24 protein-coding genes and 1 other RNA gene are annotated in these 24,139 nt (G+C 52.9%); 18 read left to right on the plus strand and 7 right to left on the minus strand.

The annotated features are described in order from the left end of the window. Positions 1–7: 7 nt before the first annotated feature. Together AACQ43_RS03055 and AACQ43_RS03060 are read right to left on the minus strand one after the other, a co-directional pair. The gene (locus AACQ43_RS03055; protein ID WP_016350147.1) at positions 8–421 is read right to left on the minus strand and encodes a prepilin peptidase; all 414 of its coding nucleotides are present in this window, start codon (positions 419–421) and stop codon (positions 8–10) included. After that, positions 421–624 (minus strand): Flp family type IVb pilin, encoded by a 204-nt coding sequence (locus AACQ43_RS03060; protein ID WP_011705350.1) that lies wholly within the window; start codon positions 622–624, stop codon positions 421–423. The genes AACQ43_RS03055 and AACQ43_RS03060 overlap by 1 nt, the downstream gene beginning before the upstream one ends. Positions 625–846: 222 nt before the next feature. On the opposite strand from AACQ43_RS03060, the gene AACQ43_RS03065 reads away from it, so the two are divergent. The 4 genes from AACQ43_RS03065 (at position 847) to AACQ43_RS03080 (ending at position 5,879) form a co-directional block, all read left to right on the plus strand. Next, entirely contained in the window at positions 847–3,939 is a 3,093-nt protein-coding gene (locus AACQ43_RS03065) for a DUF1566 domain-containing protein (RefSeq protein WP_168965875.1), read from the plus strand. Position 3,940: 1 nt separating this feature from the next. After that, entirely contained in the window at positions 3,941–4,660 is a 720-nt protein-coding gene (locus AACQ43_RS03070) for a DUF1566 domain-containing protein (protein ID WP_168965877.1), read from the plus strand. A 120-nt stretch (positions 4,661–4,780) separates the two neighbouring features. Then, the gene (locus tag AACQ43_RS03075; RefSeq protein ID WP_168965879.1) at positions 4,781–5,119 is read left to right on the plus strand and encodes an outer membrane protein assembly factor BamE; all 339 of its coding nucleotides are present in this window, start codon (positions 4,781–4,783) and stop codon (positions 5,117–5,119) included. 124 nt (positions 5,120–5,243) lie between these two features. Continuing rightward, positions 5,244–5,879, plus strand: coding sequence for an NAD(P)H-binding protein (locus tag AACQ43_RS03080; RefSeq protein WP_168965881.1), 636 nt, complete (start codon positions 5,244–5,246; stop codon positions 5,877–5,879). Between the two features lie 90 nt (positions 5,880–5,969). Here the strand turns inward: AACQ43_RS03080 and AACQ43_RS03085 are convergent, their stop codons facing one another. Both AACQ43_RS03085 and AACQ43_RS03090 read right to left on the minus strand, forming a co-directional pair. Next, the gene (locus tag AACQ43_RS03085) at positions 5,970–6,317 is read right to left on the minus strand and encodes an RnfH family protein (RefSeq protein ID WP_017410004.1); all 348 of its coding nucleotides are present in this window, start codon (positions 6,315–6,317) and stop codon (positions 5,970–5,972) included. Further along, positions 6,310–6,744 (minus strand): SRPBCC family protein, encoded by a 435-nt coding sequence (locus AACQ43_RS03090; protein ID WP_016350141.1) that lies wholly within the window; start codon positions 6,742–6,744, stop codon positions 6,310–6,312. Before AACQ43_RS03090 ends, AACQ43_RS03085 begins: the two co-directional genes overlap by 8 nt. Positions 6,745–6,913: 169 nt before the next feature. Here AACQ43_RS03090 and smpB point away from each other — a divergent pair, with 169 nt between their 5' ends. The 11 genes from smpB (at position 6,914) to AACQ43_RS03145 (ending at position 15,886) form a co-directional block, all read left to right on the plus strand. Then, positions 6,914–7,402 carry an SsrA-binding protein SmpB gene (smpB, locus tag AACQ43_RS03095; RefSeq protein WP_011705343.1) on the plus strand — a complete coding sequence of 163 codons (489 nt, stop codon included), beginning with the start codon at positions 6,914–6,916 and terminating at the stop codon, positions 7,400–7,402. A 179-nt stretch (positions 7,403–7,581) separates the two neighbouring features. Continuing rightward, positions 7,582–7,941: a transfer-messenger RNA gene (gene ssrA, locus AACQ43_RS03100) on the plus strand. A 177-nt stretch (positions 7,942–8,118) separates the two neighbouring features. Beyond that, on the plus strand, positions 8,119–9,369 hold the full coding sequence (locus AACQ43_RS03105) for an integrase domain-containing protein (protein WP_139493425.1): 1,251 nt from the start codon (positions 8,119–8,121) through the stop codon (positions 9,367–9,369). A gap of 53 nt (positions 9,370–9,422) precedes the next feature. After that, positions 9,423–10,322 (plus strand): hypothetical protein, encoded by a 900-nt coding sequence (locus AACQ43_RS03110; protein WP_168965883.1) that lies wholly within the window; start codon positions 9,423–9,425, stop codon positions 10,320–10,322. Between the two features lie 114 nt (positions 10,323–10,436). Continuing rightward, on the plus strand, positions 10,437–10,670 hold the full coding sequence (locus tag AACQ43_RS03115; protein ID WP_168965885.1) for a helix-turn-helix transcriptional regulator: 234 nt from the start codon (positions 10,437–10,439) through the stop codon (positions 10,668–10,670). Between the two features lie 346 nt (positions 10,671–11,016). Continuing rightward, on the plus strand, positions 11,017–11,247 hold the full coding sequence (locus AACQ43_RS03120; RefSeq protein ID WP_211162444.1) for a hypothetical protein: 231 nt from the start codon (positions 11,017–11,019) through the stop codon (positions 11,245–11,247). Continuing rightward, complete coding sequence (locus AACQ43_RS03125) at positions 11,244–11,522, plus strand: hypothetical protein (RefSeq protein ID WP_168965887.1); 279 nt, start codon at positions 11,244–11,246, stop codon at positions 11,520–11,522. Before AACQ43_RS03120 ends, AACQ43_RS03125 begins: the two co-directional genes overlap by 4 nt. Before the next feature lie 110 nt (positions 11,523–11,632). Beyond that, positions 11,633–12,040: a hypothetical protein gene (locus AACQ43_RS03130; RefSeq protein ID WP_168965889.1), complete on the plus strand. Its 408-nt coding sequence runs from the start codon at positions 11,633–11,635 to the stop codon at positions 12,038–12,040. Beyond that, a complete protein-coding gene (locus AACQ43_RS03135) occupies positions 12,024–14,153 on the plus strand; it encodes a DotA/TraY family protein (RefSeq protein ID WP_168965890.1) in 2,130 nt (709 codons plus the stop codon). The genes AACQ43_RS03130 and AACQ43_RS03135 overlap by 17 nt, the downstream gene beginning before the upstream one ends. Before the next feature lie 8 nt (positions 14,154–14,161). Continuing rightward, entirely contained in the window at positions 14,162–14,494 is a 333-nt protein-coding gene (locus AACQ43_RS03140) for a hypothetical protein (RefSeq protein WP_234781333.1), read from the plus strand. A 357-nt stretch (positions 14,495–14,851) separates the two neighbouring features. Next, positions 14,852–15,886, plus strand: coding sequence for a plasmid recombination protein (locus AACQ43_RS03145; RefSeq protein WP_168965891.1), 1,035 nt, complete (start codon positions 14,852–14,854; stop codon positions 15,884–15,886). Positions 15,887–16,036: 150 nt separating this feature from the next. Here the strand turns inward: AACQ43_RS03145 and AACQ43_RS03150 are convergent, their stop codons facing one another. Beyond that, the gene (locus AACQ43_RS03150; protein ID WP_139493428.1) at positions 16,037–18,610 is read right to left on the minus strand and encodes an AAA family ATPase; all 2,574 of its coding nucleotides are present in this window, start codon (positions 18,608–18,610) and stop codon (positions 16,037–16,039) included. 410 nt (positions 18,611–19,020) lie between these two features. Here AACQ43_RS03150 and AACQ43_RS03155 point away from each other — a divergent pair, with 410 nt between their 5' ends. From AACQ43_RS03155 to AACQ43_RS03165, 3 genes are all read left to right on the plus strand, one after another. Continuing rightward, positions 19,021–19,218, plus strand: coding sequence for a hypothetical protein (locus AACQ43_RS03155; protein WP_168965893.1), 198 nt, complete (start codon positions 19,021–19,023; stop codon positions 19,216–19,218). A gap of 341 nt (positions 19,219–19,559) precedes the next feature. Continuing rightward, complete coding sequence (locus tag AACQ43_RS03160) at positions 19,560–20,099, plus strand: hypothetical protein (RefSeq protein ID WP_168965895.1); 540 nt, start codon at positions 19,560–19,562, stop codon at positions 20,097–20,099. Further along, positions 20,099–22,126, plus strand: coding sequence for a DNA phosphorothioation-associated putative methyltransferase (locus AACQ43_RS03165; RefSeq protein WP_168965897.1), 2,028 nt, complete (start codon positions 20,099–20,101; stop codon positions 22,124–22,126). Before AACQ43_RS03160 ends, AACQ43_RS03165 begins: the two co-directional genes overlap by 1 nt. Here the strand turns inward: AACQ43_RS03165 and AACQ43_RS03170 are convergent. Together AACQ43_RS03170 and dndA are read right to left on the minus strand one after the other, a co-directional pair. After that, positions 22,123–22,944, minus strand: a complete 822-nt coding sequence (locus tag AACQ43_RS03170; protein ID WP_211162445.1) for a restriction endonuclease — start codon at positions 22,942–22,944, stop codon at positions 22,123–22,125. The two genes, AACQ43_RS03165 and AACQ43_RS03170, sit on opposite strands and share 4 nt — an antisense overlap. Then, complete coding sequence (dndA, locus tag AACQ43_RS03175) at positions 22,941–24,128, minus strand: cysteine desulfurase DndA (RefSeq protein ID WP_324030462.1); 1,188 nt, start codon at positions 24,126–24,128, stop codon at positions 22,941–22,943. The genes AACQ43_RS03170 and dndA overlap by 4 nt, the downstream gene beginning before the upstream one ends. Positions 24,129–24,139 lie beyond the last annotated feature (11 nt).

The raw sequence follows: 24,139 nt of genomic DNA on the forward strand, positions 1-24,139 counted from the left end.
GGTGTGACTACATAAATAGAGGAGTGGTCAGACTCGCCGCCCACAGGATGGCGAATCCATAAGGCACAGTGACGGGGCCGGGAAATGGCCGTAAACGGGCATAAGCCAGACAAACCAGACTGAGTACGCCGCCCGAGAGCGCCATCCAGAGCAGCAGCTCGGGCCAGCGTTCAGACGCGCCATACAGGCAGACCGCCAGCAACTTGCTGTCGCCGGCCCCGCACCAGCCCCTGTGATAGGCAAACAGTCCCAGCAGCAAGGTCAGCAGAGCCAGGCTCAGCGAGAGCAGATTGAACGGCAGCAACCAAAGTGCCCAGAGTGCCAGTACCAGCACTGCCAAGTTCGGGATCCGCCGTTCAAACAGGTCGCTGACCAGGCACCAGCACGCCATCAGGATGGCCAGCCATTGCCCGGGCGCCATCACTTGCCGGCGGCATCCATGTTCAACCCGGCCACTATGGTGGTGAACTTCTCCTTCAAGGCCGTGATAAAGATCCCGTCCGACCCGAAAATGGCCAGGATCCCGGCCGCCAGCCCGGCCGCCAGAATGCCGTATTCGATCGCCGTGGCGCCGGTGTCATCCTTCAGATAATCCCCAAGGTAATCCCAAACTCGCATGTCCATTTTTAGTGTCCCTGTTTTTTATGCCTGAAATTAAACAGCGGAAACATCATATTGAGATCTTAAACGAGAATCAATATCATTATCATCTTTAGAAATAATTCGCAGAGTGAATTTGTAATTTTGATAAATAAAACAGCAAATAAGTCTACCTTATTAATGAAAATAGCAATAAATAGCTGGCTTGCTTGATTAATAACTTAAATCACAATAATGGAGTCGATCTTGTTCAGGACAACGCGATCACTGTCCCTGGCCCTCTGCTGCCTGGCCTTGCTGGCATGCAAGGCCGAGCTGGGCACCCCGGGTCAGGAAGGAAATAACGGCAACAACAATGCCAACGGCAATAACGGCGGCAGTCAGACCACGCAGCCCGCCACCTCGACACCCGATAAGGACACAGGGACCAACAATAACAACAACACAAATTCGGGGAGCGGTAGCGGCAATGCAGGCAACGCAGGCAACGCAGGCAACGCAGGCAACGCAGGCAACGCAGGCAACGCAGGCAACGCAGGCAACGCAGGCAACGCAGGCAACGCAGGCAACGCAGGTACTGTGACCCCGCCCACATCGCCGGATCAACCGGGCAAGGAGCCAGACCAGCCCCATCAACCCACCAGCCTGGATCTGGCGGGCACGCTGTCCGTCAGCCACCAGCAGGGGGCCCAATTCGCGATTCAGCTCTGCGCCGACAAGGTCTGTACGCCTGCCAATATCCGGGCCGACGGCAGCTTTGATTTAAAGCTCAAGCTGAGTCAGTGGCCGCAGGATAAACCACTGAGCCTGACCGCCAGCCACCGCCAGCAGAGTGCCTCCATCCTCAGCAGCCAACTGCCCTCGCTGGAGCAACTGCTCAGACAGGATCAGAATGGGGATGGCATCATCACCGAGCAGGAGGTACCCCATCTGCACCTTTCCCCCATGCTGCTGGCATACCAGAACCTCACCACAGCACTGCAAAAACGGGAGGGCAAGCAGGATGTCACTGCTCTGCTGGTCAGCGATCCACAACTCAATCACGGCTTCGCTCGCGAACTGACCGCACTACTGCAGCTCGTGCTGGATGGGGATATCCCACTGCCTGCCAGCGAGCTCACCAGGCTGGCCGGGCATGTGATCGCCCGCCAGCAGTCACTGCCGGGCAGCACACTGCAAGAAGGGCTGTTGCACTATGCCGCCCAGCAGGGGACGGCACTGCCTGTCGATACCGAGACCAAACTGGTCGCAGCCAGCAAGGCCATGGCGACCCTGGATACCCGCTCCCCGGCCTATCAGTTGCTCACCACCTTCCATCCCCACCGCCAGCTGACCCTGCAGGGGATATTCCCCTCACGCCTTGCCGAGCCGACGATCACGGTGGAGATCGGCGCCAAGCCCAATCACGATGGCCTTAACCAGCACTACTTCAAACCGGAACGCCCCATCCGGCCACTGCGACTCCCCATCCGGGCCCAGGATGGCCGGATGCTTGACGGGCTCGCCGTCAAGCAAGGCAACCGGTACAGCCTCACCCTCACCTTGCCGGATCTCAACAACAGCTTCGCCGCTTGCCAGCCAGGCAAGAGCGACACCAGCGACGACCTGATGCAGGACACCCTCACCCTGGTAGTGCAGGATGGGCAGAGCGAGGTGGAGTTGCGATCCGTCCTGGGCTCCCTGTGCGAGCTGGTCAAGCAGGACAGTAACCGGGACGGCATCCTCACCGCCGGCGAATTCCCGCGCCTGCAGGTGGGTTATACCAGTACGGCTCAACAAGCCTTGCTGCTCAAAACCACCCTCAGTGCCAGTATGGGCTCATTCCTGGGCTGGCAAGCCTGGACCCTGGCGGAGCTGGATCAAAAACTCAAGGCGCTGCCGAGACACCAGGTCGAGCTGCTGGCGGCCATGGTCGCCCTACAAGCCGAGGGGGAGCTCTGGCAACAGCCCGTCAACTTGATCGAAGGCACAGATTTTCGCCAGCAACTGCTGAGCTGGCTGGAGATCAACATGGCCAATGAGTATTCCACCGTCTCCCGTGACAACCAGATACCAGACCTGTTCAAGCTGGAGACCGCCCTCGCCGACAACAGCGGACTTGGGCCACTGCTCAACAGCCAAAGCGACAAGAACATCTCCCACATCATCAAGGCGGCGGCTGGCCTTATCCGCAACTCGGAGAGCGATGCCCCTCTCTATCCCGGCACCAGCACACCGGGCAGTTGGATCACCCCCTACCCCAACAGCCCCATCTCTGCGGTCTGTCAGCGCGAGGTACTGTCGGATCAGGTGATCGGGCTGGCCATTCTGGGCCAAGGCAAGGAACAGGATGACAGCCACTGGGTCACCCTCGGCTGGCAACCCCAGGAGGGGGCGAGTCAGTACCGGATTGGCTGGGGACGCACTCCGTTCGAGCATATTGAACACGCCGAGCAGCAAGCTAGCAGCCAGCAGACTCGCATTACCCTGAGCGGGCTCGCTCGCTATCAGGACTACCAGATAAGGGTGATGGGCGAAGGCGGTACTATCAGCGCCCCGCTGCACTATCGGGCGGGCCAGCTGCATGTGGCCGATACCCGCATCACCCACAGCATGGGAGACGATGACGGCAAGCGGGGGCGGGATCTCGACAACCGCTGCGATCCCCTGAGTGGCCAGGCCGTCAACAGCAATCAGGATGGGGTACTTGGCGCTCGCTACATCAAGCTGGACAGCCAGGGCCAACCTCTGCCTCGTCAGGATCTCTCCTACAAGCAGTTGCCCTTCGCCTGCGTGGCCGACGCCTTGAGCGGACTGGTGTGGGAAACCAAGGTGCAGCACAAGGATGGGGAGTCCTCCCTGCACGATGACAAGAGCCTGTTTGCCTATGACGATATCCAGAGCGACAACGCCTTCAACGGCAGTTGCTATGACCCGCAAAGTGGCACCCTGGTCAGCGACAGAAGCCGTTGCAACCTGAAACGCCAGATCACGCAGGTCAATCGAAGCAAGCTATGTGGTCTTGGAAACTGGCGCGCCCCCAGCCAGCAGGAGTTCTACGGCATCATGACCCTGACCAAGGAGAACCCCATAGCGCTCGACACACGCTATTTTCCGCTCTATTCCGGCCTGGCATACACCCACGGCAAATGGAATGAGCTGGAAGGCATCTTCTACGGCTTCTGGACGGCCGATGTCATGCCGGTGAGCCGTCCGGTCGGTACCTGGGACAAGGATGATGGCGGACCGGATGCCTACAAGGTACGACCAGGCTCTGACCTCAGAGGCAATATTGCCCGCCAGTATCAACCCCATTACGTCATGCTGGTCAGCGATGGCTTCAAGGTCACAGGAGAATAAGATGCACCGCTATTTCCCCCCCCTATTGTTGATCACCACCCTGTTGCCGCTCACCAGCCAGGCACACGAATGTCTGCCTGGCTATCAGGACGACAACAGCCGCTTCGTCAGCGAACAGATCGACACGGCCGAGGGCAAGCTGCAGGTGGTCAACGACAGAGCCACCGGTCTGCAGTGGCTCTATTGTCCCTATGGTCAGCACGCAAGTGCCGATGGCACCAGCTGCGAAGGCACACCAGCGTTTATTTCAACCCGTGCCAACGTTGAAGACAATTCCTTGATGGGCATTATCAAACAGGCCAACGACCGGCTTGGCATACCCGCACAACCCTGGCGTGCCCCAGACATCAAGGAGCTGTTTACCCTCTACAACAACCAGTGCCAGCCGGCCATTTATGCGGCACAAGGTTACCCTTCGACATCCCTCCAATCACAGATAGCAGCAGACAAGGAAACCCTGTGTGCTGACGCGGCGCCCAAGTGGGATGAGGTAACCGGACAGTCGATCGAGGCTCCCGATGATGTCAAAACTGCATGTCACGCAGCTGAACAAAAACTTTGGGCACTGACCAACATCGCCTTTGGTTCAGACAGCTCGGGGGGGGAAGGATATGACTTTCTGAACTTTGCCGGCAGCGGGGAAACCTTCAACGTTGGCGGAATAGGAATATCCAGCGTCATGCTGCGGTTGGTCCGCCCCATCCCAACCATTGAGGAGTGATCCCATCTGCCAGAGGGCCAGGCGCCCTCTGGCTATTTTTTCCATGGCTTTTACTTCCGCCAAGGGAGTAGGTATGATTCGGCCAGCGTAAAAGACTTGAATGGATGATCTGAACTCGATATGCGGATGAAACACCTGATTGCCGCGGCCCTGACCGCCCTCACCCTGTCTGGTTGCAGCCTGGTCTATCGCATCGATATTCCTCAGGGCAACTATGTGGAACAAAAACAGGTCGACAAACTGCGCCAGGGCATGACCCGCGAGCAGGTCGAGTTCGTGCTGGGCTCCGCCATGCTGCGCGATGGCTTTGACCCGAACACCTGGTATTACCTGTATGAATTCCAGCCGGGGCGCGGCGAGAAAGAGCGCAAGGAACTCACCCTGACCTTTGCCAACGACAGATTGGCCACGGCCACCGGCGACTTCCCGCTGCCAGCGGCCTTCCATACCCCGCTCTGATCCCACCCACAAAACCGGCCTCGCGCCGGTTTTGTTTTAGCGCCGCCAGCCACGGACGACCCGCTGGCAGAGGGCAGCCCCTCAGCGGATGCGGGCGTCACTTTCATCACACAGGGAGAGCAGCATGAGCCGGATCCTGATCGCCGGAGCCACCGGCCTCATCGGCCGCGAGCTGGTGCGACAACTACCCGCAGAGCACCAACTGACCCTGCTCTGTCGTAGGCCCGGGCCACCGCAACCCGCCCACCACTGGCTGCCGGTCAATTTCGATATGCTGGCCGAGGTGAATCTGTCCGAACCGGTGGATCTCGCCTTCTGCTGCCTTGGCACTACCCGCAAGGAGGCCGGCTCGGCCGAGGCCTTTCGACGGGTCGATCTTGACTATGTGCTGGCCTTTGCCGAACTGGCCCGTCGCCACGGCTGCCAGCGGTTGGTGGTGGTCTCGAGCCTGGGGGCCAACTCGCACTCCCCTGCCCTTTATCCGCGCACCAAGGGGGAGATGGAGCAGGCTCTGCTGGCCCAGTCCTGGCCGCGACTCGCCATCGTGCGCCCCGCCATGTTGCTGGGCGATCGCCAGCCGCCGCGCCGCTCGGAGCAGTTTCTCCAGGCCATCTACCCCTTGCTGAAGCCGCTGCTGGTAGGCAGGTTGCGCCGCTGGCGCGCCATCGAGGCCGGCCAGGTGGCCCGCGCCATGATTGCCCTCTCCCGCCAGCCCGCCGGCTGCGAAGTGGTCGAGAACGAGCGACTGCTCCAGCTGTAGTTAAGCGTCTTAACTTGGCAGGTGGATGACGGGATCAAAAAAGGCGCCAAGGCGCCTTTTTTATATGCGGTGTCGTGCCAATGCAGGCATTTAGTCAGAGTGTTTGCGATTGGCATTGGGACGGCCACCCGTGACCACATCGGCACGTCCTTCCTCCTTGGCCTTTTCCGCGCGCTTCTTGCGCATCTCCTTGGGATCGGCGATGAGCGGACGGTAGATCTCGATGCGATCGCCATCTTGCAGCAACTCGGAGCCCTTGACCGGTCGGCTGTAGATGCCGAACTTGTTGACCGCCAGATCGATCTCGGGGTGTTTTTGCACTATGCCGGATTGCTCGAGGGCGGCCAGCACTGAGGTCTGTGCAGGCACCCGCAGCCGCAGCACCGTCTGCCGCTCGGGCAGGGCGTAGACCACTTCTATGTTGAGTTGATCAGGCACCGTACACCACCTTGGCGCGGTTGGAGAAGGCGAGCACCATGGAGCTCACCAGATCGCGGAAGATCTGGCCGAATGCCAGCTCGATGAGTTTGGAAGTGAACTCGAAGTCGAGATCAAACTCCACCTTGCAGGCATCCACGTCCAGTGGCGTGAAGGTCCACCAGCCCGCCAGCTTGCTGAAGGGCCCCTCTACCAGCTCCATCTTGATCTGCCGGTTGGCATCGAGCAGATTGCGGGTGGTAAAGGTCTTGGCAATCCCGGCCTTGGCCACATCGACCGAGGCCGTCATATAGTCATCGCCGGCTTCGTGGACACGGCTGCCGACACAACCGGGCAGGAACTCCGGATAAGCGTGAACATCATTGACCAGCTTGAACATCTGTTCGGCGCTGAACATCACCAGGGCACTGCGAGTAATACGGGGCATGGCTTTTCCTCATCCAATCGCCGCGATTTTATCATCATGTTTCATCTTGTGGAGGTAAAACCTCGGTCAAACTGCTCATAAAGCCATCAGTTGACCCGCTGCGCGTTTTACAGCCGCCCTTGCCCACGTATAATGCCCTCCTCCCAGTCATTGCCGGAAATCGCCCGTCATGAGCAAAAAAAACAGTAAAAACAAAGCCGGGTCCAACACCATTGCACTCAACAGAAGCGCGCGCCACGAATACTTCATCGAAGAGAAGATCGAGGCGGGCCTGTCCCTGCAAGGGTGGGAAGTCAAATCTCTGCGGGCGGGCAAGGCCAACATCAGCGAAGCCTATGTCATCTTCCGCGATGGTGAGGCCTACCTGTTCGGATCCAGCTTCCTGCCACTGCAAGCGGCCTCCAGCCATGTGGTGTGCGACCCGACCCGGACCCGCAAACTGCTGTTGAGCCGTCGTGAACTCGACAAGCTCGAGAGCCTGATTGCCCGCCAGGGCTACACCGTCGTTCCCCTCGCCCTCTACTGGAAACAGTGCTGGGTCAAGGTCGAGATCGGCCTGGTGAAGGGCAAGAAAGAGCACGACAAGCGCGAAGACACCAAGGCCCGCGAATGGGATCGGGAAAAAGCGCGCATCATGAAGAACAAGCACCGCGGTTAATCCGCTTGATGCTGCAAGGTCCGGGCTCCTGCCCGGACTTTTTCTTTTCCGGCCCGCCGCTTACCCGCCCCCGCCAGGCGAACGCACAATAAATCGGCAAACGAAGCGGCTCCCTGCGGGAATGACCATCAACGCCTTGCCATGGCAGGATTTTTGCGTACAATCCTTCTTAACAACTTGGGGCTGATTCTGGATTCGACAAGATTCACGAAACCCAAGGTGCATGCCGAGGTGCGGTAGGCCTCGTTAATAAACCGCAAAAAAATAGTCGCAAACGACGAAAACTACGCACTCGCAGCTTAATAACCTGCGCTGAGCCCTTCTACCCTAGCTTGCCTGTGTCCTAGGGAATCGGAAGGTCATCCTTCACAGGATCGTGTGGAAGTCCTGCTCGGGGCGGAAGCATTAAAACCAATCGAGCTAGTCAATTCGTGGCGTGTCTCTCCGCAGCGGGTTGGCGAATGTAAAGAGTGACTAAGCATGTAGTGCCAAGGATGTAGTAATTTTGGACGGGGGTTCAAATCCCCCCAGCTCCACCAAACAATGTTCCGGCCGGGAACGAAGAAGTACAGAAACCCGCAGAGCGTAAGGCTTTGCGGGTTTTTTGTTGTCCGTGTTAGTCCGAGCTAGTCGCCTAAATCCAGCCATAAGAGTAACATCTACGGTCACATTGGTTATGTAACACCGATTTTGGTGTTACTACTGAGGGATGTGCTGTGAGTAAAGACAAGCTGACCGACTCAAAGCTGAGAACCGCAAAGCCTGAAGCCAAGGAATACAGCTTGGGTGACGGTGACGGGCTTTACCTAAGGGTTAAGCCGAATGGTGCGAGGCTATGGGTGTTCAACTACTACAGGCCGAGCGACAAGAAACGCGCCAATATCAGTTTTGGCCCCTACCCTGATGTTACTCTTGCCGCAGCCCGAGAACGGCGGCGAGAGGCTCGTGCTCTATTGGCTCAAGCAATCGACCCCAAACGTCATAAAGAAGAGCAAATTGCGTTTGTTCAGGCAGAACAAGAAGCTAACGCGAACACGTTCGAACGTATGGCAGCCATGTGGCTTGAGTTGAAGCGCCATGACGTATCGGAAGCCTATGCTGATGACTCATGGCGATCTCTTGAGCTGTATGTGCTGCCATTCATTGGTTCTATGCCAATCAACCAGATCCGGGCACCTAAAGTAATTGAGATGCTTCGCCCCATAGAAGCAGACGGTAAGCATGAGACGGTGCGGAGACTGTGCCAACGGATTAACGAAATCCTCGACTACAGCGTTAACCATGGTTTACTCGATGCCAACCCCTGTGCAGCAATTCGCAAGGTGTTCAAAAAGCCAAGCAAGAAGCACATGCCGACCCTAAAGCCGACAGAATTACCTATGCTGATGGCCGATATCGCCAATGGGCGGCTCGATCATACAACTCGTTGCCAAATTGAATGGAGTCTTCATACTTTAGTTCGCCCTGGAGAATCAGCTGGTACACGTTGGGATGAGATCGACTTTGAAGGCAGAGTCTGGAACATTCCTGCAGATAGAATGAAGATGGATCGCCCTCATCGGGTGCCACTGACCTCGCAAGCACTTTCCCTTTTAGAACGCATGAAACCCATTAGCGGGCACCGTCCCTATGTCTTCCCTGGATATCGCGATCCCTTAGGACATATCAACAATCAAAGTGCGAATGCAGCTCTGAAGAGATTGGGATATGGCGGCCGACTAGTCGCCCATGGCTTACGTTCCCTTGGTAGCACGACCCTGAACGAACAAGGGTTCAACCCAGACGCTATTGAAGCAGCACTTTCCCATAGTGATGAGAACGAAATCCGCCGAGCCTACAACCGAACAGACTATTTTGAACAGCGGGTAATCATGATGGATTGGTGGAGTAACCATATTGAGCAGGCCAGCCAAGGTAATTTATCTCTAGCTATTTGCTTTCAAATCCGTCAAGCCGTGAATGAGTAAATACATAACCAAGGCGACCTTCGATATAAAAGGAAAAGTAAAGAGGTATTAGCATGGTTGATAAACTGCAGCAAGGAAAACCATCTCTCATCCCCCTCGAGTATTGTACACCTGTACGAGCTGCTCGTTTATTGGATTGTGAGCTTGAAGACATATATCATTGGGCATACATTGGTGCCATCAGATTCTATGCGGACTTTACCGACTCTGAGTTCTACTATAGTAAGTATGAGGATTCGGTCATTATAAATGATGATATTGGTAACAAATTCGTCACTGAAATAATAGTGGATGAGACCATACCTAAAATGTACTCATACTCTGATTCGAGAAGAACTGAATTTGGCTTATACGGCCCAGATAATTTTATCTATGATGCATCACTAAATTTTTCTCCTCAAGATGAATCGGTTAACATTCAGATTTCTATCTCTGGTTTCTGGGAAGTAAATAACTTCAAGATATCTCACACAGAAGTTTTTGGGCGGCGTAGCCCTCTACATTGGGATCTCAGAGCTAGTTATGTTGAAAATGGAGCTTCTCACGCTAAATACATCAATTTATTAGATATCGAAGTATGTGATATGAATAGCAGATTGAGGGTGATGCATGATGATTTGAAAAAAATCTATGAACACATGATATCTGGCGAGTTGATGGTAAAAAATAGTTATATAAACCAAACCAGAGCAAGCCATTTTACTACAGAAAAAAGGCATAAGCCTCATGGCAATGCAGAGAGGTTTGCAGCCAATCGTGAAGTAGTGCTAAAGGCTGCTATCTACGCTAAAGCACAGTGGCCGGAAGAATGTAGTACAGCAAAGGGATGGGCTGAAATCATTTTAGATCAAGAATGGACTCTTTTTGGTGAAAAAGGGTGTCCACTGGAAATCAATACAATCGAGAGATTGCTTGGCTCCGCAATGAATAAGCCATGCGTAGATTTTCCATAATGAATGACTGTTGACGTGTAAATTTACTAAGCAGTTTAATAAATATTACACGTCATCGTTTCCCGTCCAATTCGTGCTCTAATAACTCCATCGACACAAAACGATGAGGCAATTATGGAGCAACACATCCCAACCCCCAATCAAACACTACGTTTTATTCGTGTTGGGGAGGCTGTTAAAAAAACAGGGTTATCAAAAAGCTCTATTTATGACTTGATGGCCCAAGATCTTTTCCCAAAAACGGTTCGCCTTGGGGCTCGTTCGGTAGCATTTATCGAATCAGAGATCGATGCTTGGATGGTAGAACGTATCACCACACGAAATACTCCCAACAAACGGCATCAATAGGGTAAACACGCTTAGGGGGTAACTGCTACCGCCCACAGGTCGAACCGATGACCTATGGACGGATTAGCGCAGTTACCCCCAGTCGCCACAAGAATTTCTCTCTTGTTCTTTTAGATCCTATTTATATCTTATTTAAACCTATTTATAGGGATGTAACCTATTGATTTTAAATAAAAAATGTGGATGTAGGTGAAGTAAAAAATAGTAAAGGTGAAGTGAAATATAGAGTAGGTGAAGCAAAATCTAGCAAAGGTGAAGTGAAACATAGAATAAGTGAAGAAAAACATAGATGCCTGTGGGTAACTCTAGGATGTCAAAAACATATTGATAAATAAGGAAATTAATTATGGAGCATATCGGCATTGCACTACTACCACAGCAAGAACTGATAGACCTGATCGAGTCAGTATCACCTAACCTACCTCCCGAGCATGTTGAATTACTGGCCAAACAGTTGCAGCCAGCGCTCGCACCTCTTAATGCGGCATTTGCGATTGTCGCTAACCACCCTGTTCTGCATGAAGCTTTCGGCGAGCTGCTGTATCGCATAGGCGCTGGCATGGAAGGCATAGCATGATCGCTCTGCTTCTGGCCGCTGCTGTAGCGACCTCGGATGCACCGTTGGGGGCTGTCGATATAGCCTCCACGGCGGCTAAAGTGCAGGCCGATATCAAACGGATGTGCCCTTGGGTACCCATCAAGGTGGTGGAGTGCAACAACGTTCTCCCCTGCTCCAAAGCGGAGCTCAAACGGGTGATGAAGCTGCACCAGCGTTGCAATGACTCCCTTCGCCGCATACTGATCTGTACGGCTTCCGGCATCCCTGCGGATGTGTGCAAACAAAGCATTTAATTAAATAATGGTGAAAGCAATCAATAATATTCTTTCACCTTCAAAATGCATCATTTAATTGTGCCAATTATCTACCAGTCATATATTTATATATACAGGCGGGAGGCTATATGTTTTCAAAAATGATTTTAGCGAAAGCTAGAAAATACTCTGTTGCCGGTGTGTTGTTTGCTGGTATTTGGATGGGAACCAGCTTTAGCTCACGCGCTGTATTAATGGCGTATGACTGGCCAGCGTTTCATGCGATCATGATAGAAATGCTGATGTTCATCCAGTTTATTTCTTGTGTTTGGGTTGTGTTGAAATATCGAGCAGCCATACCGGCAATCTTGTTGTTAATCGGTGTATGGCAAGCATCTATATTAATTGATGTTATCTCTGATTATCGTGCTGCCGTTGATCTGTTCGGGGCCAAGTTCCTGCTTGTTGTGCTGTTGATACTCCCTATTTTTATAGCCTATTGGGCTAAGGGAGGGGATGCGATGTCCAAGGAGGGAGATCATGTTGAAGCTGCATAATCTTCTGCTGCTGGTGCTGCTCTCGGCTTCTCCAGCGATGGCTATTGATACCTTTAGCCCGCTGCCAAACTCTGCCGCTGTTGATTATCTCCGTTTGATTTTTGGTGGCCTTGTTGACTTCGTGCTTCTGGGGCAATCCTGGTCTGAACCTGGGCTAATCGGGGCATTCATGGGCGTGTTTGGTCTCGGAGCCTATTTTTTAGGTATGCTCTATTTTATCTTTGGCGTACTAAAGGGAATGCTCGACTCTGGTGAAACGGGCCGATTTCTTGGGAATGCAAAAAGCAAAGTTAAAACTCCTGTTAGAATGGTCATCGGTTCTACCTGCCTATTTCCGGCTAAAAATGGTTTTAGTCTTGTTCAAATAATGGTGATGTGGGTTGCCCTTCAAGGAGTCGGTTTAGGGGATAAATCCATAGTAGCCATCATGGATTACTTCAAAGCAAGCCAATACATTTTAAATCCTATTCTCCCCGATGCTAGAAATTTGGCTGCCAGCGTTTTTAAGTCCCAGGTCTGTGCGGCAGCCCTAAATAAGGGATTCGAGGAAACAGGGTTAAGTGAACGGGTTGTTACAAGAATAAACAGTAAGGAATATTCGGTTGGTATTTTCTCTCAAAATGTGCCTGTAACTGAAGTTCATTGGGCAATAGCAAATGAGGGCTCTCCTGTCTGCGGCGGTTTTACTTGGGCACGCCAGACAGTTGGGGATAAAGATGCTCGGATGATCACGAATGCAGTGATGGCCGCTCATAGCGCTGCCATCACTGATTTGCTGTCTGCTACCCGCGGCCCAGCGGAAGCCCTCGTTAGCTCTGATGTCCGCCCCTCTGACTCGCTGATCCAGGAGCTGGCCAATCGCTATAATGCCACGCTGCGGGCCGCTGCGGCGCAGGCGGTACAGCAGACAAACGAGGAAGCAATGAATAAGTTCGTGAGCCAAGCCTCTGACGGCGGATTTTTTTATGCGGGCACCTGGATCGGTCATATCGGACGCTGGAATGATGCTGTGCAGCAGGCTATCAACTCACTGCCAACGGTTCGCCCCCTAGATATAGCAACTCGATTCGACGATGTGAGCTCTCGAACGGTCAGGGACTATCTGGCCACTGTCGATGCCATGGCGAGAAATAGCAAAGATACGCTTGCCCAGGCTTATGAAAATAGCTCGGGCCTGCCAGAGCCTGATGGCCCAGAAGCTTTTGCAGATTTCCTCTCAAAGGTGTTTATGGGAGCTTCCAGGATCACAACGGAACAAGCAGCAGGCGGCACGCTCTCGCACATGACCCAGATGCGGGCGCTGGGTGATAACCTCTTGTGGGCTGCACAAAGCTCAATGCTGGCCGTGGCAGGCGCTTCCGGCCTTGCTGGTGCCAAAGCGGCTGAGTGGACAGCTGGGCTCGGTTTCTCTTTCAGCGAGGCGTTGGCCGCCGCTGGCGGTACGATAACGATGCTGATTGTCTCTATGATGGGACTTGGCTTAATCCTCTCGGTGTATATCCCTCTCATCCCCACAATGGTCTGGACGATGGCCGTCCTGAATTGGTTGCTGTCGGTCGTTGAGGCGGTTATCGCGGCCCCTTTGTTTGCGGCCGCACATATCTCCCCATATGGCGAGGAAGAGATCGGGACTGCTGGAGAGGGATATCGGTTGCTGGCCAGTCTAGCTATTCGCCCGATGCTGATGGTGATCGCTATCTTTGTGGCTATCGGCTTGTGCAACGCAATAGCTGGTGTTGTGAATGATACATTCATGCCTATGGTGGCGGGCGCTCAATCAGGCAGTGTCGTCGGAATCGTGAAGTTTGTGGGGATCGTCTCTGTCTACGTGCTGTTGATGATGGGCCTGACTCATGCCTGCTTTGCCCTAGTTCACTGGCTGCCGGATCGTGTCATGCTGTGGCTGGGTCGCTCTGTTGCGGGTCTGGGTGGTTCTGAGCGCATCGAGGGCGAAGTTAGAAGCGGGATGTCTACAGTAGGCAGTAACCTGCAAACTACAGGGCTTTCCGCAGCTCGTGATGTATCAAAGCAAACCAAGGCAGATGGCGGCAACCGCGAGTCACTGCAGCAGTCGATTAAACCCCCGTCATTCGGTACTGAAAAAACTCTATGAGGTGTGTTATGTCGGATAGATTGAACGATGGCCTTCTTCTCGGGTATCAAGCGGGGCAGGATGATCAGGAGCAAGTCACGGCGATTTGGAAGCGTCAAGCTAAGACGATGCGGGGACAGCTGGAGCAGCAAATCAACGACACAGCAGAACAGTGGTTACAGCGGCAGGCGTGGCTGGAAGTCACTAAGCTGATGCTTGACGAGATCCGCGAGTCAAACCCGAATAGCCCACTGGCCAACAAAGAACACGTGAACGGGATTTACCACGAGCTCTGCCGCGAAATGCGGGGGCAGCTAGCTGCAGGAATAGAACCGGACAAGGTAACTGTTACTCCGAGATAGCGGGTCGAACTCCAAATGTTTGTTGCCAACCATGAGCCCATCTCGTGATGGTAGAAACTCTCGAAGGGAGTTTCTACCAGAGCCGAGTGGGAGGCAAGCGCAGCGCGGCAGTCTTTAGCCCCGCAGGGCCGACACATATCAACCTTCCAGCGAAGCTGGTAGGTGATATGTAATAGTCGGTTACTTTACTTGTGCTGGCATTACAAAAAACTCATTTGGACTCAGATTGATCGTCAGTTAGCAGAGGGCACAATGTACCAGTTTGGGCACGTAGAAGCATATGCAAGGAAGCCACAGAAAGGGGCATGGAGCATACGAGATGTAGCTGCAGAGGCCGAGAGAAAACGAGAACACTGTATGCACGTCGAACAACCACAGGAGCCGATCAGGGTCTTTGGCTGCTCACCATCTGAAGCAGTGAAACAGGCTGAAGCATGGGGGGCGCAGGCCAAAGACGCTAAAGGCCGGAAGCTGCGCTCAGATGCCCCTGTACTCCTTGCAGGAGTTCTTAGCTACCCAAGGCAGGGAGAAGAGTGGCCGGAATTCAAACGGAAGGCTCTGACGTGGCTCAAGAGCGAATATGGGGACAATCTGGTGTCGGTGATCGAGCATCAGGATGAACAGCACCCCCACATACACTTCTACGCAGTCCCAAAGCCCGGACAAAGCTTCAACAATCTTCACCAGGGCAGAGCTGCGGCAGCCGAAGCAAAGCGTAAGGGAGAAACCAAAGCAGCTCAACAGTACGCCCACAACAATGCAATGAGAGATTGGCAAGACCGACTTTATCAAGCTGTGGGTAGGGAGTTCGGGTTAGCTCGGCTTGGGCCAAAGCGCCAACGCCTGACCCGCGCTGAATGGGTAGCCCAGCAGGCTGCCCAACAAGCGATTCTCTCTGCAGAACGGGCAGGAGTCTCCACCCGCAAACCGACAGCAGAGGAGCAAGAAGCGGTTTTCAAAGACATCGAGGGGAAGGAGGTCGGGCTGCTGCGCAAAGAGCGAGTCTACACGGAACACGAACTTATCAAGGCTGCAAACGGTGGTCTCAAGCTCGGGATCTCTATGCAAATGCAGATGCAAGGCGATGCGGCAGCCCAAGCGGCACGCGAAATCGCAAAGCGTAAAATGAGTGTGGACGCAGAGACGCGCCGAACCAAGGCCGAAGCAGAAGCGTTGACCGCTAGGCTGCTAGCTGCAGAGAAAAAACTTGAAGACTATCTGACAACGCTCCGAGAACGTGAGATCGCACTAGCCATTTTGGAAACTGAACACCAGAAGCAAACGTCTGAAATAATGAAACTATCAGGGTACCGGGATGTGTTGTCTCATCAGCTCAATCTTGCAGAAGAGCGACTTAGAGAACTGGAGCCGCACTCCCCGAAACCGCGATAAAGCTGGAGACTATATATCGCTCAAGGCTTCAGTATTTTGGCGTTTAGGGGCAATTCATCAAAAATGAATACGCCCCTCTCCTACTAACTTACCCCGCCTCTGAAGGCGGATGTAGCTAGTGCTTTTTTTCGTTTTCTGAGGCGACCACGTCTAAGCCGCTTCAGCGCGTCGCTTGGTCAAACCATCACGCCAGGCCTTGAGAGCTTCCAAGTCCTGACGCAGCTCTGGTTCCTCCGGAATAAACACAGGTATCTCGCTCGATTGACTGTGCTCATAGCAGCTGTACTTGGTCATCAGCGTATCAATCAGTTCGCAGTCCTTCGGTTCAATGTCCTGGACAGCATGCAAACGGTTATCGGTGGTAATGCTACGCCGATGCCGGAGCACGACCTTGTTAAGCAAATCCTCTTCAACTGACCGCTCAATCAGCTTGCGAAATTCACTGCAAATGCCCTGGGCGAGCATCCGGTAGGCCGCAGCCCCCCCCGTCTCACCAGCCTTACGTGCGGTGTCCAGCTTGGTGATCAAAAGGTTGTTGGCTTTTTTTGTATTGGCGTTCCACACATCCTGGTCTGCTGGATGGCCAGCTACACCAGCGTAGGCCTCGATGCACATAGGTTGGTAGTGCGCCGCTTTCCATTTCTCGCCTTCTTTTCGGGCGAGGTCTTCCAGGACTCCGTAAAGGGACAAACGGTGAGTAAGCACAATTACCTGCCTAGTTTTGGCAAGTTCAACGAGGCGGCATGCAACAAACCACTCAAAATCATGGTCGAGCGAGGAGATAGGATCATCAAATAGGAAAGGGGCCGCTCCCGGTTTATCACCAACATCAGCCAAAAATGCCGCAAGGGAAATGATGCGACGCTCCCCGTCACTCAAGACACTGTCTGGCATGGCGTGGCCGTTTTGAGCTCCTTTGAGCTTGAGCTGATGCAGTACCTTGGCGTTGCGAGTTCTGGTCTTGACCAGTTCGACTTGTATACGGGTTGCACCAAGTGCCCGGAGCTCACGATTGAAGCGTTCAACGTATGCCTCGGTGACGACGGCCTGAGTAACTTCTGCTGATTTCATCGATATCGCCCGGGTGCCCGCCAACCCTTTCCAGGACTCATAGTCTTTCACCTTGCGCAGACGGTCGACCTCAACACCAATTGCCGCAGCCTGCTCTGTAATCCACTTCTTGGCTTCTAGCGCTAGCTTTTGATTCGATGCCTGCACTCTATCAAAACCAAGAGCATCCTGATCGTACTGGGCGGCGGTTGCTTCCAGTGCATCTCGATAAGCCGTTAACTTCGTGATGGCTTCATCGACTGCGTAAACTGAGGTTGCAGGCTGGCCGACCTCATGGGCAATTAGAGCGTTTTTGGCTGAAAGCGCTTGCAGCCAGAACCCTTTGAGGTAATTCCACCAACCTTCATCTGTCAGGCCGGCAGCCTGGCACTGGGTCTGCATATCCTGTTCCGCGATGATGCTTGGCAGTTGATCAAGGCCCGCTCTGTACTTTGCTTCAGCGGTCTTGGCATCTGATTCAAGCTTGCTGTGCACGAAGGATTCAAAGTCATTCAAACGCTGCCGCGCATCTTCAGACAGTTCTTGGTGACATAACACACACCGAGCGTCCGCAGTTGCTGGAAAGGCAGTTTCCGGATATGGAGTTGCTGAATAGAGCCTGGCGGCCTCCCACATCGCTCGCCATGTGGCGGTCCCCACCCCTTCAAGCACGGCTGACTTTACCTTGGCTCCCTCAACGGCAATTTGTCGTTTGGACACCGCATCCTGCCTGAGGAGGCGCAGTGCCTGAATGTTATCGGCTCCATAAGCAATAGACGCTTGCTGGAGTGCATTGATGATTTTTTGTAGCTCGACCTTGGTGCGTCGTTTCTGTTGTGCCAGCGCTGATGGATCTTCGGTTTTAAGGCGTTCTACTAGCTCTAGCAGCTGACGCTCGTCTTCGGCGGCCCAACGCAGGGATGTTTCAAGTTCAGCCGCGGACAATTTACCGAGTTCGCTGTAAAGTTTCTGGGAGGGAGTTGTTCCGTAAATCGGTGGGAACACGGGTAATGCGCTGACCAATTTGTCTTGTTCGGACTCCAGAGTCTGTCGAACCATTTCGACCGCCGAAGCAAGTTTCTCAAAGATACTGATGACGGGAGGAATGTAGGTCGCAGCACTTTCAGCAGTCAGATAATGACTGGCTTCGTCACTGTCGAAGATGTCGATACTTCGCAGTGTATCAATGGCGTCGTCTTCTGCGCTCCACTCATGCAAGCGCTCTACGCCGTTGAGCTGAGAAGTGATACTGCATTTGCTGTGTGCCGGGGCAGCCTTGAACACGTTGGTTTTCAGGTCAACGGCCCTTGGCTTGCCCGACACCTTTTTTAGGATGCGGGTATAGCTGGATTTACCTGATCCGTTGTGACCGTAGATCACGGTGAGGTTCGCACTGCCAAATTCAAGTGGAACACGGGGTTCCAGATTTTCGATCCCGACAACCTCGGCGATTCGAACCAGCCGCAGCTCGTCTCCTACCTTTGGATTATTGATCAACTCAACGAAGTCGCGGTGATTGGTAGGTTTTTGGCCTTCTGGGGTCTTGAGGATGGCCACTAAGGCTGTAATGTCCGCCGGATTCAGCTCTCCATTTTTCAGAAGCCTGTCGGCGGCCTCTTGTAGCCAGTCATTTTGCTTAAGTAGCCAAGTACGAATCTCTGCTTGAACGTTCATTGTGTTCCTCCCTGATGGCCGCTCATAGTAGAACGCTATCAGAACCAATGGGAGCTGTGCTAGAGACAATTTAAATTGTAGGGTTATACATATTTTCCTGAAGTTTTTCGCTGACGCTAAAATGAGCATTTCTCACTCAACCGGTCATAAGCAGGCTCCTTCGAGCACCTGCTTATGATCGGTTGTGGTGGTGCATTATCTGCGGCCAAAGAGCATCTTGATTTTAAGATTACCAAGTTTCAGTCTGGGTTGACGTGGTAAGCGTGGTGTGAAAGTGGCGTGATGCTGTATGGATCGCATGCCGCCTTATGCGGCTGCGGACATGATTCGACTATCGAATTCAATTAAGATTTTAGTGTCGCTACTAATCACTCCCAGCAACTAAAACTGCGAAGTTGGAGAAAAAGCACATGAGTGAATTTGAGCTCAAGGAGTATAAAAGCAGTTTATGGCTGTTTGAGTATGGTCAGCCAGTTGCTGATATGGATGACATGCGAGTCCTTGATTTTGGTAGTTATTTTAGTATTGAAGGAGGGCTATACAATGCACATCTACCTGCAGTCCCATGGAGGCAACTATTCATTGATGCCGGAATTGACTTTGACTAGCCCCCCCCTGTAGTGATAGTCAAATCTGATATGCAGATACTGCTAAGCACAACCCTTCTGAAGCAGAAAAGCGTGATCGTTTGGTGCAAGAGTAACACCATCAGTTACATCATAGTCTGACAATGATTTACAATTCTCTTTAATATCATATAAATGCATGCTTAGTTCAGCCTCCCCCAGCCTTTGGAAAGGGCCACCTCGCAAGAGGTGGCCCTTTTTGTTTGTCTATGTTGTTCACAAAGACCCAACCTGTTGGCTTTTCGAGATCACTCTCACGGATTGATGGCTCTACTGTGGAGGCAAAACCAGTAATATAACGCACTGGTTCATAAGGATTCGTCATGCGCTTAGAGGATGCCTGCAGCCAACATTTCACCTTCGAGATGCTGTTTCACTGTGGTGAAACTTGGCAACGCATCCAATGCCCAAACTTGCCTGAACAAACTGAGAGCTGGCTGGCCTACCGTGAACTGGCAACGCATATTCTCGACCCCCTGGTAGAAGCATTTGGCCCCCCATTGCTGACCTATGGGTTTTGCGGGGTAACACTGCGCAAAGCTATTCTTTCCAACGCCTCCCCCGGTATAGCCCCCACACTGGATCAACATGCGGCCTGTGAACTCAATCAGCGAGGAAGAGTTGTCTGTCCTCGGCAAGGGGCAGCGGTTGATCTGATATACACAGGGAAGAACAGCTATCAGGTAGCCCTTTGGTTGGCGCAGCACACCCCGTTTGATCGTCTCTATCTCTATGGCCCAGACCGGCCACTGCATATCAGCTATGGGCCCGAACAAAACCGCGCCTTGATCGAACTCACCACTCACCATGGAAGACGAATGCCCAAGCGGCTGACACTCACCCAACTCAAAGGAATGTGCTGATGCTGACCCCCGAGCGCTTCACGCAACTGGTCGCTGCCCTGCCATACAAAAAAGTACTGCCCGACGCGGTCTATCTGCACAAAGAGACCCTGGCCACGACCAGCCCACAGCTCTACCGTTTTGTCTGCGCAGTGGCACAAGCGCTCAAACTCCCGGAGTGTGAATGGGATCTGGTCAAGTTGGCAAAGCAGGACTTTCGGCTGTCACTGCTCAGCTACCCCACCTTCTTCGAAGAGGCCTACCCCAGCCTCAAGCAGAGCGTGGCCGTTGACCTGGCCAAACTAAGCCATACCGTTACCCGCTACGACAACCAGGACAATCCCCCCATTCTGCATCGCAAAGAGTGCATGCTAACCCCCGATCACCCACAGGCAGAGAGCTGTCGCCAGATCACCGAAGAGGGGGAGTTGGCGGGACTTTACGATCATCCCCGCATGATTGGCTTCAAAGCATCGTGGGAGCGGCTTATTGCAAGACATGGCTACCAACTGGTTGATGGGCGCCTGTTTCGCATCTCCGCCCTGCCGCCCGAAGAGGGTGGCCCACAAATTGATCGCCATAAAACCGCGTTGGTTCGCCATGAACTCTCGGCCCCCATGAAGATGCTGGCACGCCATGGTTATCTCAACGGCGACTATGCGCTGTTTGATTACGGTTGCGGCCGAGGGGATGACCTGCGGGAACTGGAAGCACACGGTATTGATGCGCTGGGCTGGGACCCGAACTTTCGCCCGGATGGGGAGAAGGTGGTCTCCCATCTGGTCAATCTCGGTTTTGTGATCAACGTGATTGAGGATCAAGATGAGCGAATGGAGGCACTGCTCGGCGCCTGGGAGCTGACCCAAACCCTGCTGGTCGTCTCGGCCATGCTGGCCAACGACAGCTTTATTGCCCAGTTCACCCCTTATAAAGATGGCGTCATCACCTCGCGCTACACCTTTCAGCGCTACTACAACCAAAGCGAGCTCAAGCACTACATAGACAAAACACTGGATGAAAATGCCATCGCCGTTGGGCCCGGCATCTTTTATGTGTTCAAAGACAAACTCGAAGAGCAACGCTTTTTGGCACAGCGTCAACGCCGAAGCCACAGCTGGCAGCAGCTGACCTCGCCCACGCCCAACCATCAGGCCGCAGCAGCACTACTGATCACTCGTCATCAAACGCTGTTTGAAGCCTTCTGGCAGCGGGCGCTGACCCTTGGCCGAATCCCGGCCAATGACGAATTTGAACAAAGCGACGAGGTAAAAGAGATAGCAGGCAGCCATCGTAAAGCCATGACCCTGCTTGGCCAACATTTTGACCTTGCCCAGTTAAAGCAGGCCGAGCTGGAGCGGCAGCAAGATTTGCTGGTCTACCTGGCGCTCAACCTGTTTGGCAAACGCCAAGCCTATACCCAGTACCCCAACGAGCTGCAGCGGGATATCAAAGCCTTTTTCGGTGGCAACCCGCAGGCACAGCAGGCAGCCAAAGCACTGCTTTACCAGATTGCGGATATCGCCCTCATCAACCAGGCCTGCGAGCTGGCCCATCAACAGCTCCCCAACAGCCTGCTCTATCCCAGCCATTCACTGCTGCTGCACAAATGCTTTATTCCGCAATTACCGCCGCTGCTGCGTGTCTACCTGGGGGCGGCCTGCCAGCTCTACGGTGACTTGACCGATATCGACGTGATCAAGCTGCACATCCGCTCCGGCAAGGTGAGCCTGATGGGGTATGACGACTTCAGCAGCCCCATCCCCCATCTGGTGGAGCGGGTCAAGATCAAGATGGCCGAGCAGGAGGTCGATTTCTTTGACTACATCAATGAGCAGACCCGGCCACCACTGCTCAACAAAAGCTATCTGATGGCACCGGATGATCCGAGCTTCAAGGCACAACGAGCGCTGGAGCAAAGATTGAGCAAGTTACTAGCAATAGACTTGGCTCAGGACCTCAACCTGAGCCGCTCTCAATTTAGCAGTGCACTAGATCATGCTGATATGAAAATCATTGGTTACCGAATACATCGAGGCAAAAAACGTTAATTGATAAACAATGAGGCATCAAAATCAAATACATCAATGAGCTGGCGCTGAACACCAATTCCTTTATCTATCATAATATCTGCCAGTTGCTCACCATCAATCAGAATAATAGGAACACAGCCAGGCTTGAATGAAATTTCCTCAGCTTCTTTGGTAAATCCGCTGGTTGTCATGAATATTCCCTGCTCAAAATCGCCGGTAATATCACCCCGAAATGCAGATACTGACGGACGCCCAACCTTATTATCTTCTGCATATCGCTTGCATTGCACTGCTACGCGCATTTCAGCAAGCCCCATTTTCAACAATCCTCTTACATCAATGCCGCCATCTCGACCACGAGATGTTAACTCCATACGAGTAAATCCATATTTTGATAAAAATAAGCGACAAAACGACTCAAACTGCTCAGGAGAAAAGCTCCGCAGGCTGCTTAAAATTTCAGCTTTTACTTTCTCACGCTGGACAGCAGCCAAATCAAGGATCTGCTCTATATAGTTCTCAACTTCCTGAGCAGAGCGTTGCTGTTCCGAAGAAGAGGTATTCTGTTCAGGCTGTAGGACTTCTTTCACATCTGACAGCAGCTCATATGACCCATCATCGTTCTTTTGGAAAAAACGCTGCTTATGCATGGAGCCTAGTGACTTGTTGGCACAGTGGCGATCCATGGTGACACGAATCACCGAGTGAGGTGATTTGGCCCCAAACTCATATAGCTGATGTGTCACGATTACGTCATACACCTCATCTACCGAGGCAGAATGCCCAATCAATAACAAAGCCTGCTTAGCTGCTTCAACGATGGTTCGATTAGTCACTGTAATTTCTTAATCCGATCAACAAGTTCTGCCAATGGTATGTCTTTTGTCATGTGGCACCAAGAGATCCGTATCGCACCTTCAATTCTTTCTTCATCTAGACCCATAGCCATCAAGACATGGCTGGGCACATAGCTTTGAGAGGTGCATGCAGAACCATTCGATAACGCAACGATACCTTTAAGCACAACGAGTGCCGCTTCAGAGTTGATCCCAGGAATTGAGACATTCAAAACATGACTAGCCGTGTTCCGGCCATTTTCAATACACCCGAGCGGGCGAAGGGCAGAACGTAATTGCTCCTTGATCTGCTCGCAATAACGACGACGCTGCTCGCTATCGCGTTTGGCTTCTTCACAGGCTTGACCTAAACCTGCAATCAAGGCAACAGGAAGAGTGCCTGGGCGCAAGCCCCTCTCCTGCCCACCACCAAACATCAGCGGGGTAAGAGGTGCCCTTTTAAAATTGCGCCGCTTCAGTAACAAAGCACCCACACCTTTTGGAGCATACATTTTATGACCACTGACACTGATCATGTCGATACGTGGATCTTCAAGAACCTCAGAATATTTTCCATAGCTCTGAGCCGCATCTACATGGAAAAAAGCATCATGGGAAGTAAGCACTTCGCACAACTCGCTGATTGGCTGAATAGACCCAGTTTCGTTATTAATGTGCATGATCGAAACCAGCGCGGTGTCGGGGCGCAATGCATCACGAAGATGCGCAGGATCCACCATGCCTGAAGAATCCATCGGCAAATACGTGACCTCAAATCCTTTAGCCTCAAGTTGAGCAATTGGCTCCAATACAGCCTTATGCTCAATAGGCGTTGTGATGATATGTTTGCGTCCCTGCTGTTCCGCATATTGAGCCAGTCCCAAAATAGCTAAATTGTTGCTTTCGGTTGCACCGCTGGTGAAATAGACATCAGACTTGTCAGCACCAACAACAGCTGCAACCTGCCCTCTCGCCCTCTCAACAGCTTGCTTTGCTACAACCCCGAACTCATGAGTACGGCTCCCAGAATTACCATATTCCTCAGTCATATAGCGCATGACAACCTCTGCGACCCCTGAAGAAACCGGGGTTGTCGCATTGCAATCCAAGTAAACTGCCATTATCCTTGCCACCTCTTTCAATGTTCGTACGTACACACGACTTTTGTTCGAACCCATCGACATGGTGTCACATA

This window comes from Aeromonas sp. DNRA1 (assembly GCF_963888745.1).
Lineage (GTDB): Bacteria > Pseudomonadota > Gammaproteobacteria > Enterobacterales > Aeromonadaceae > Aeromonas > Aeromonas hydrophila.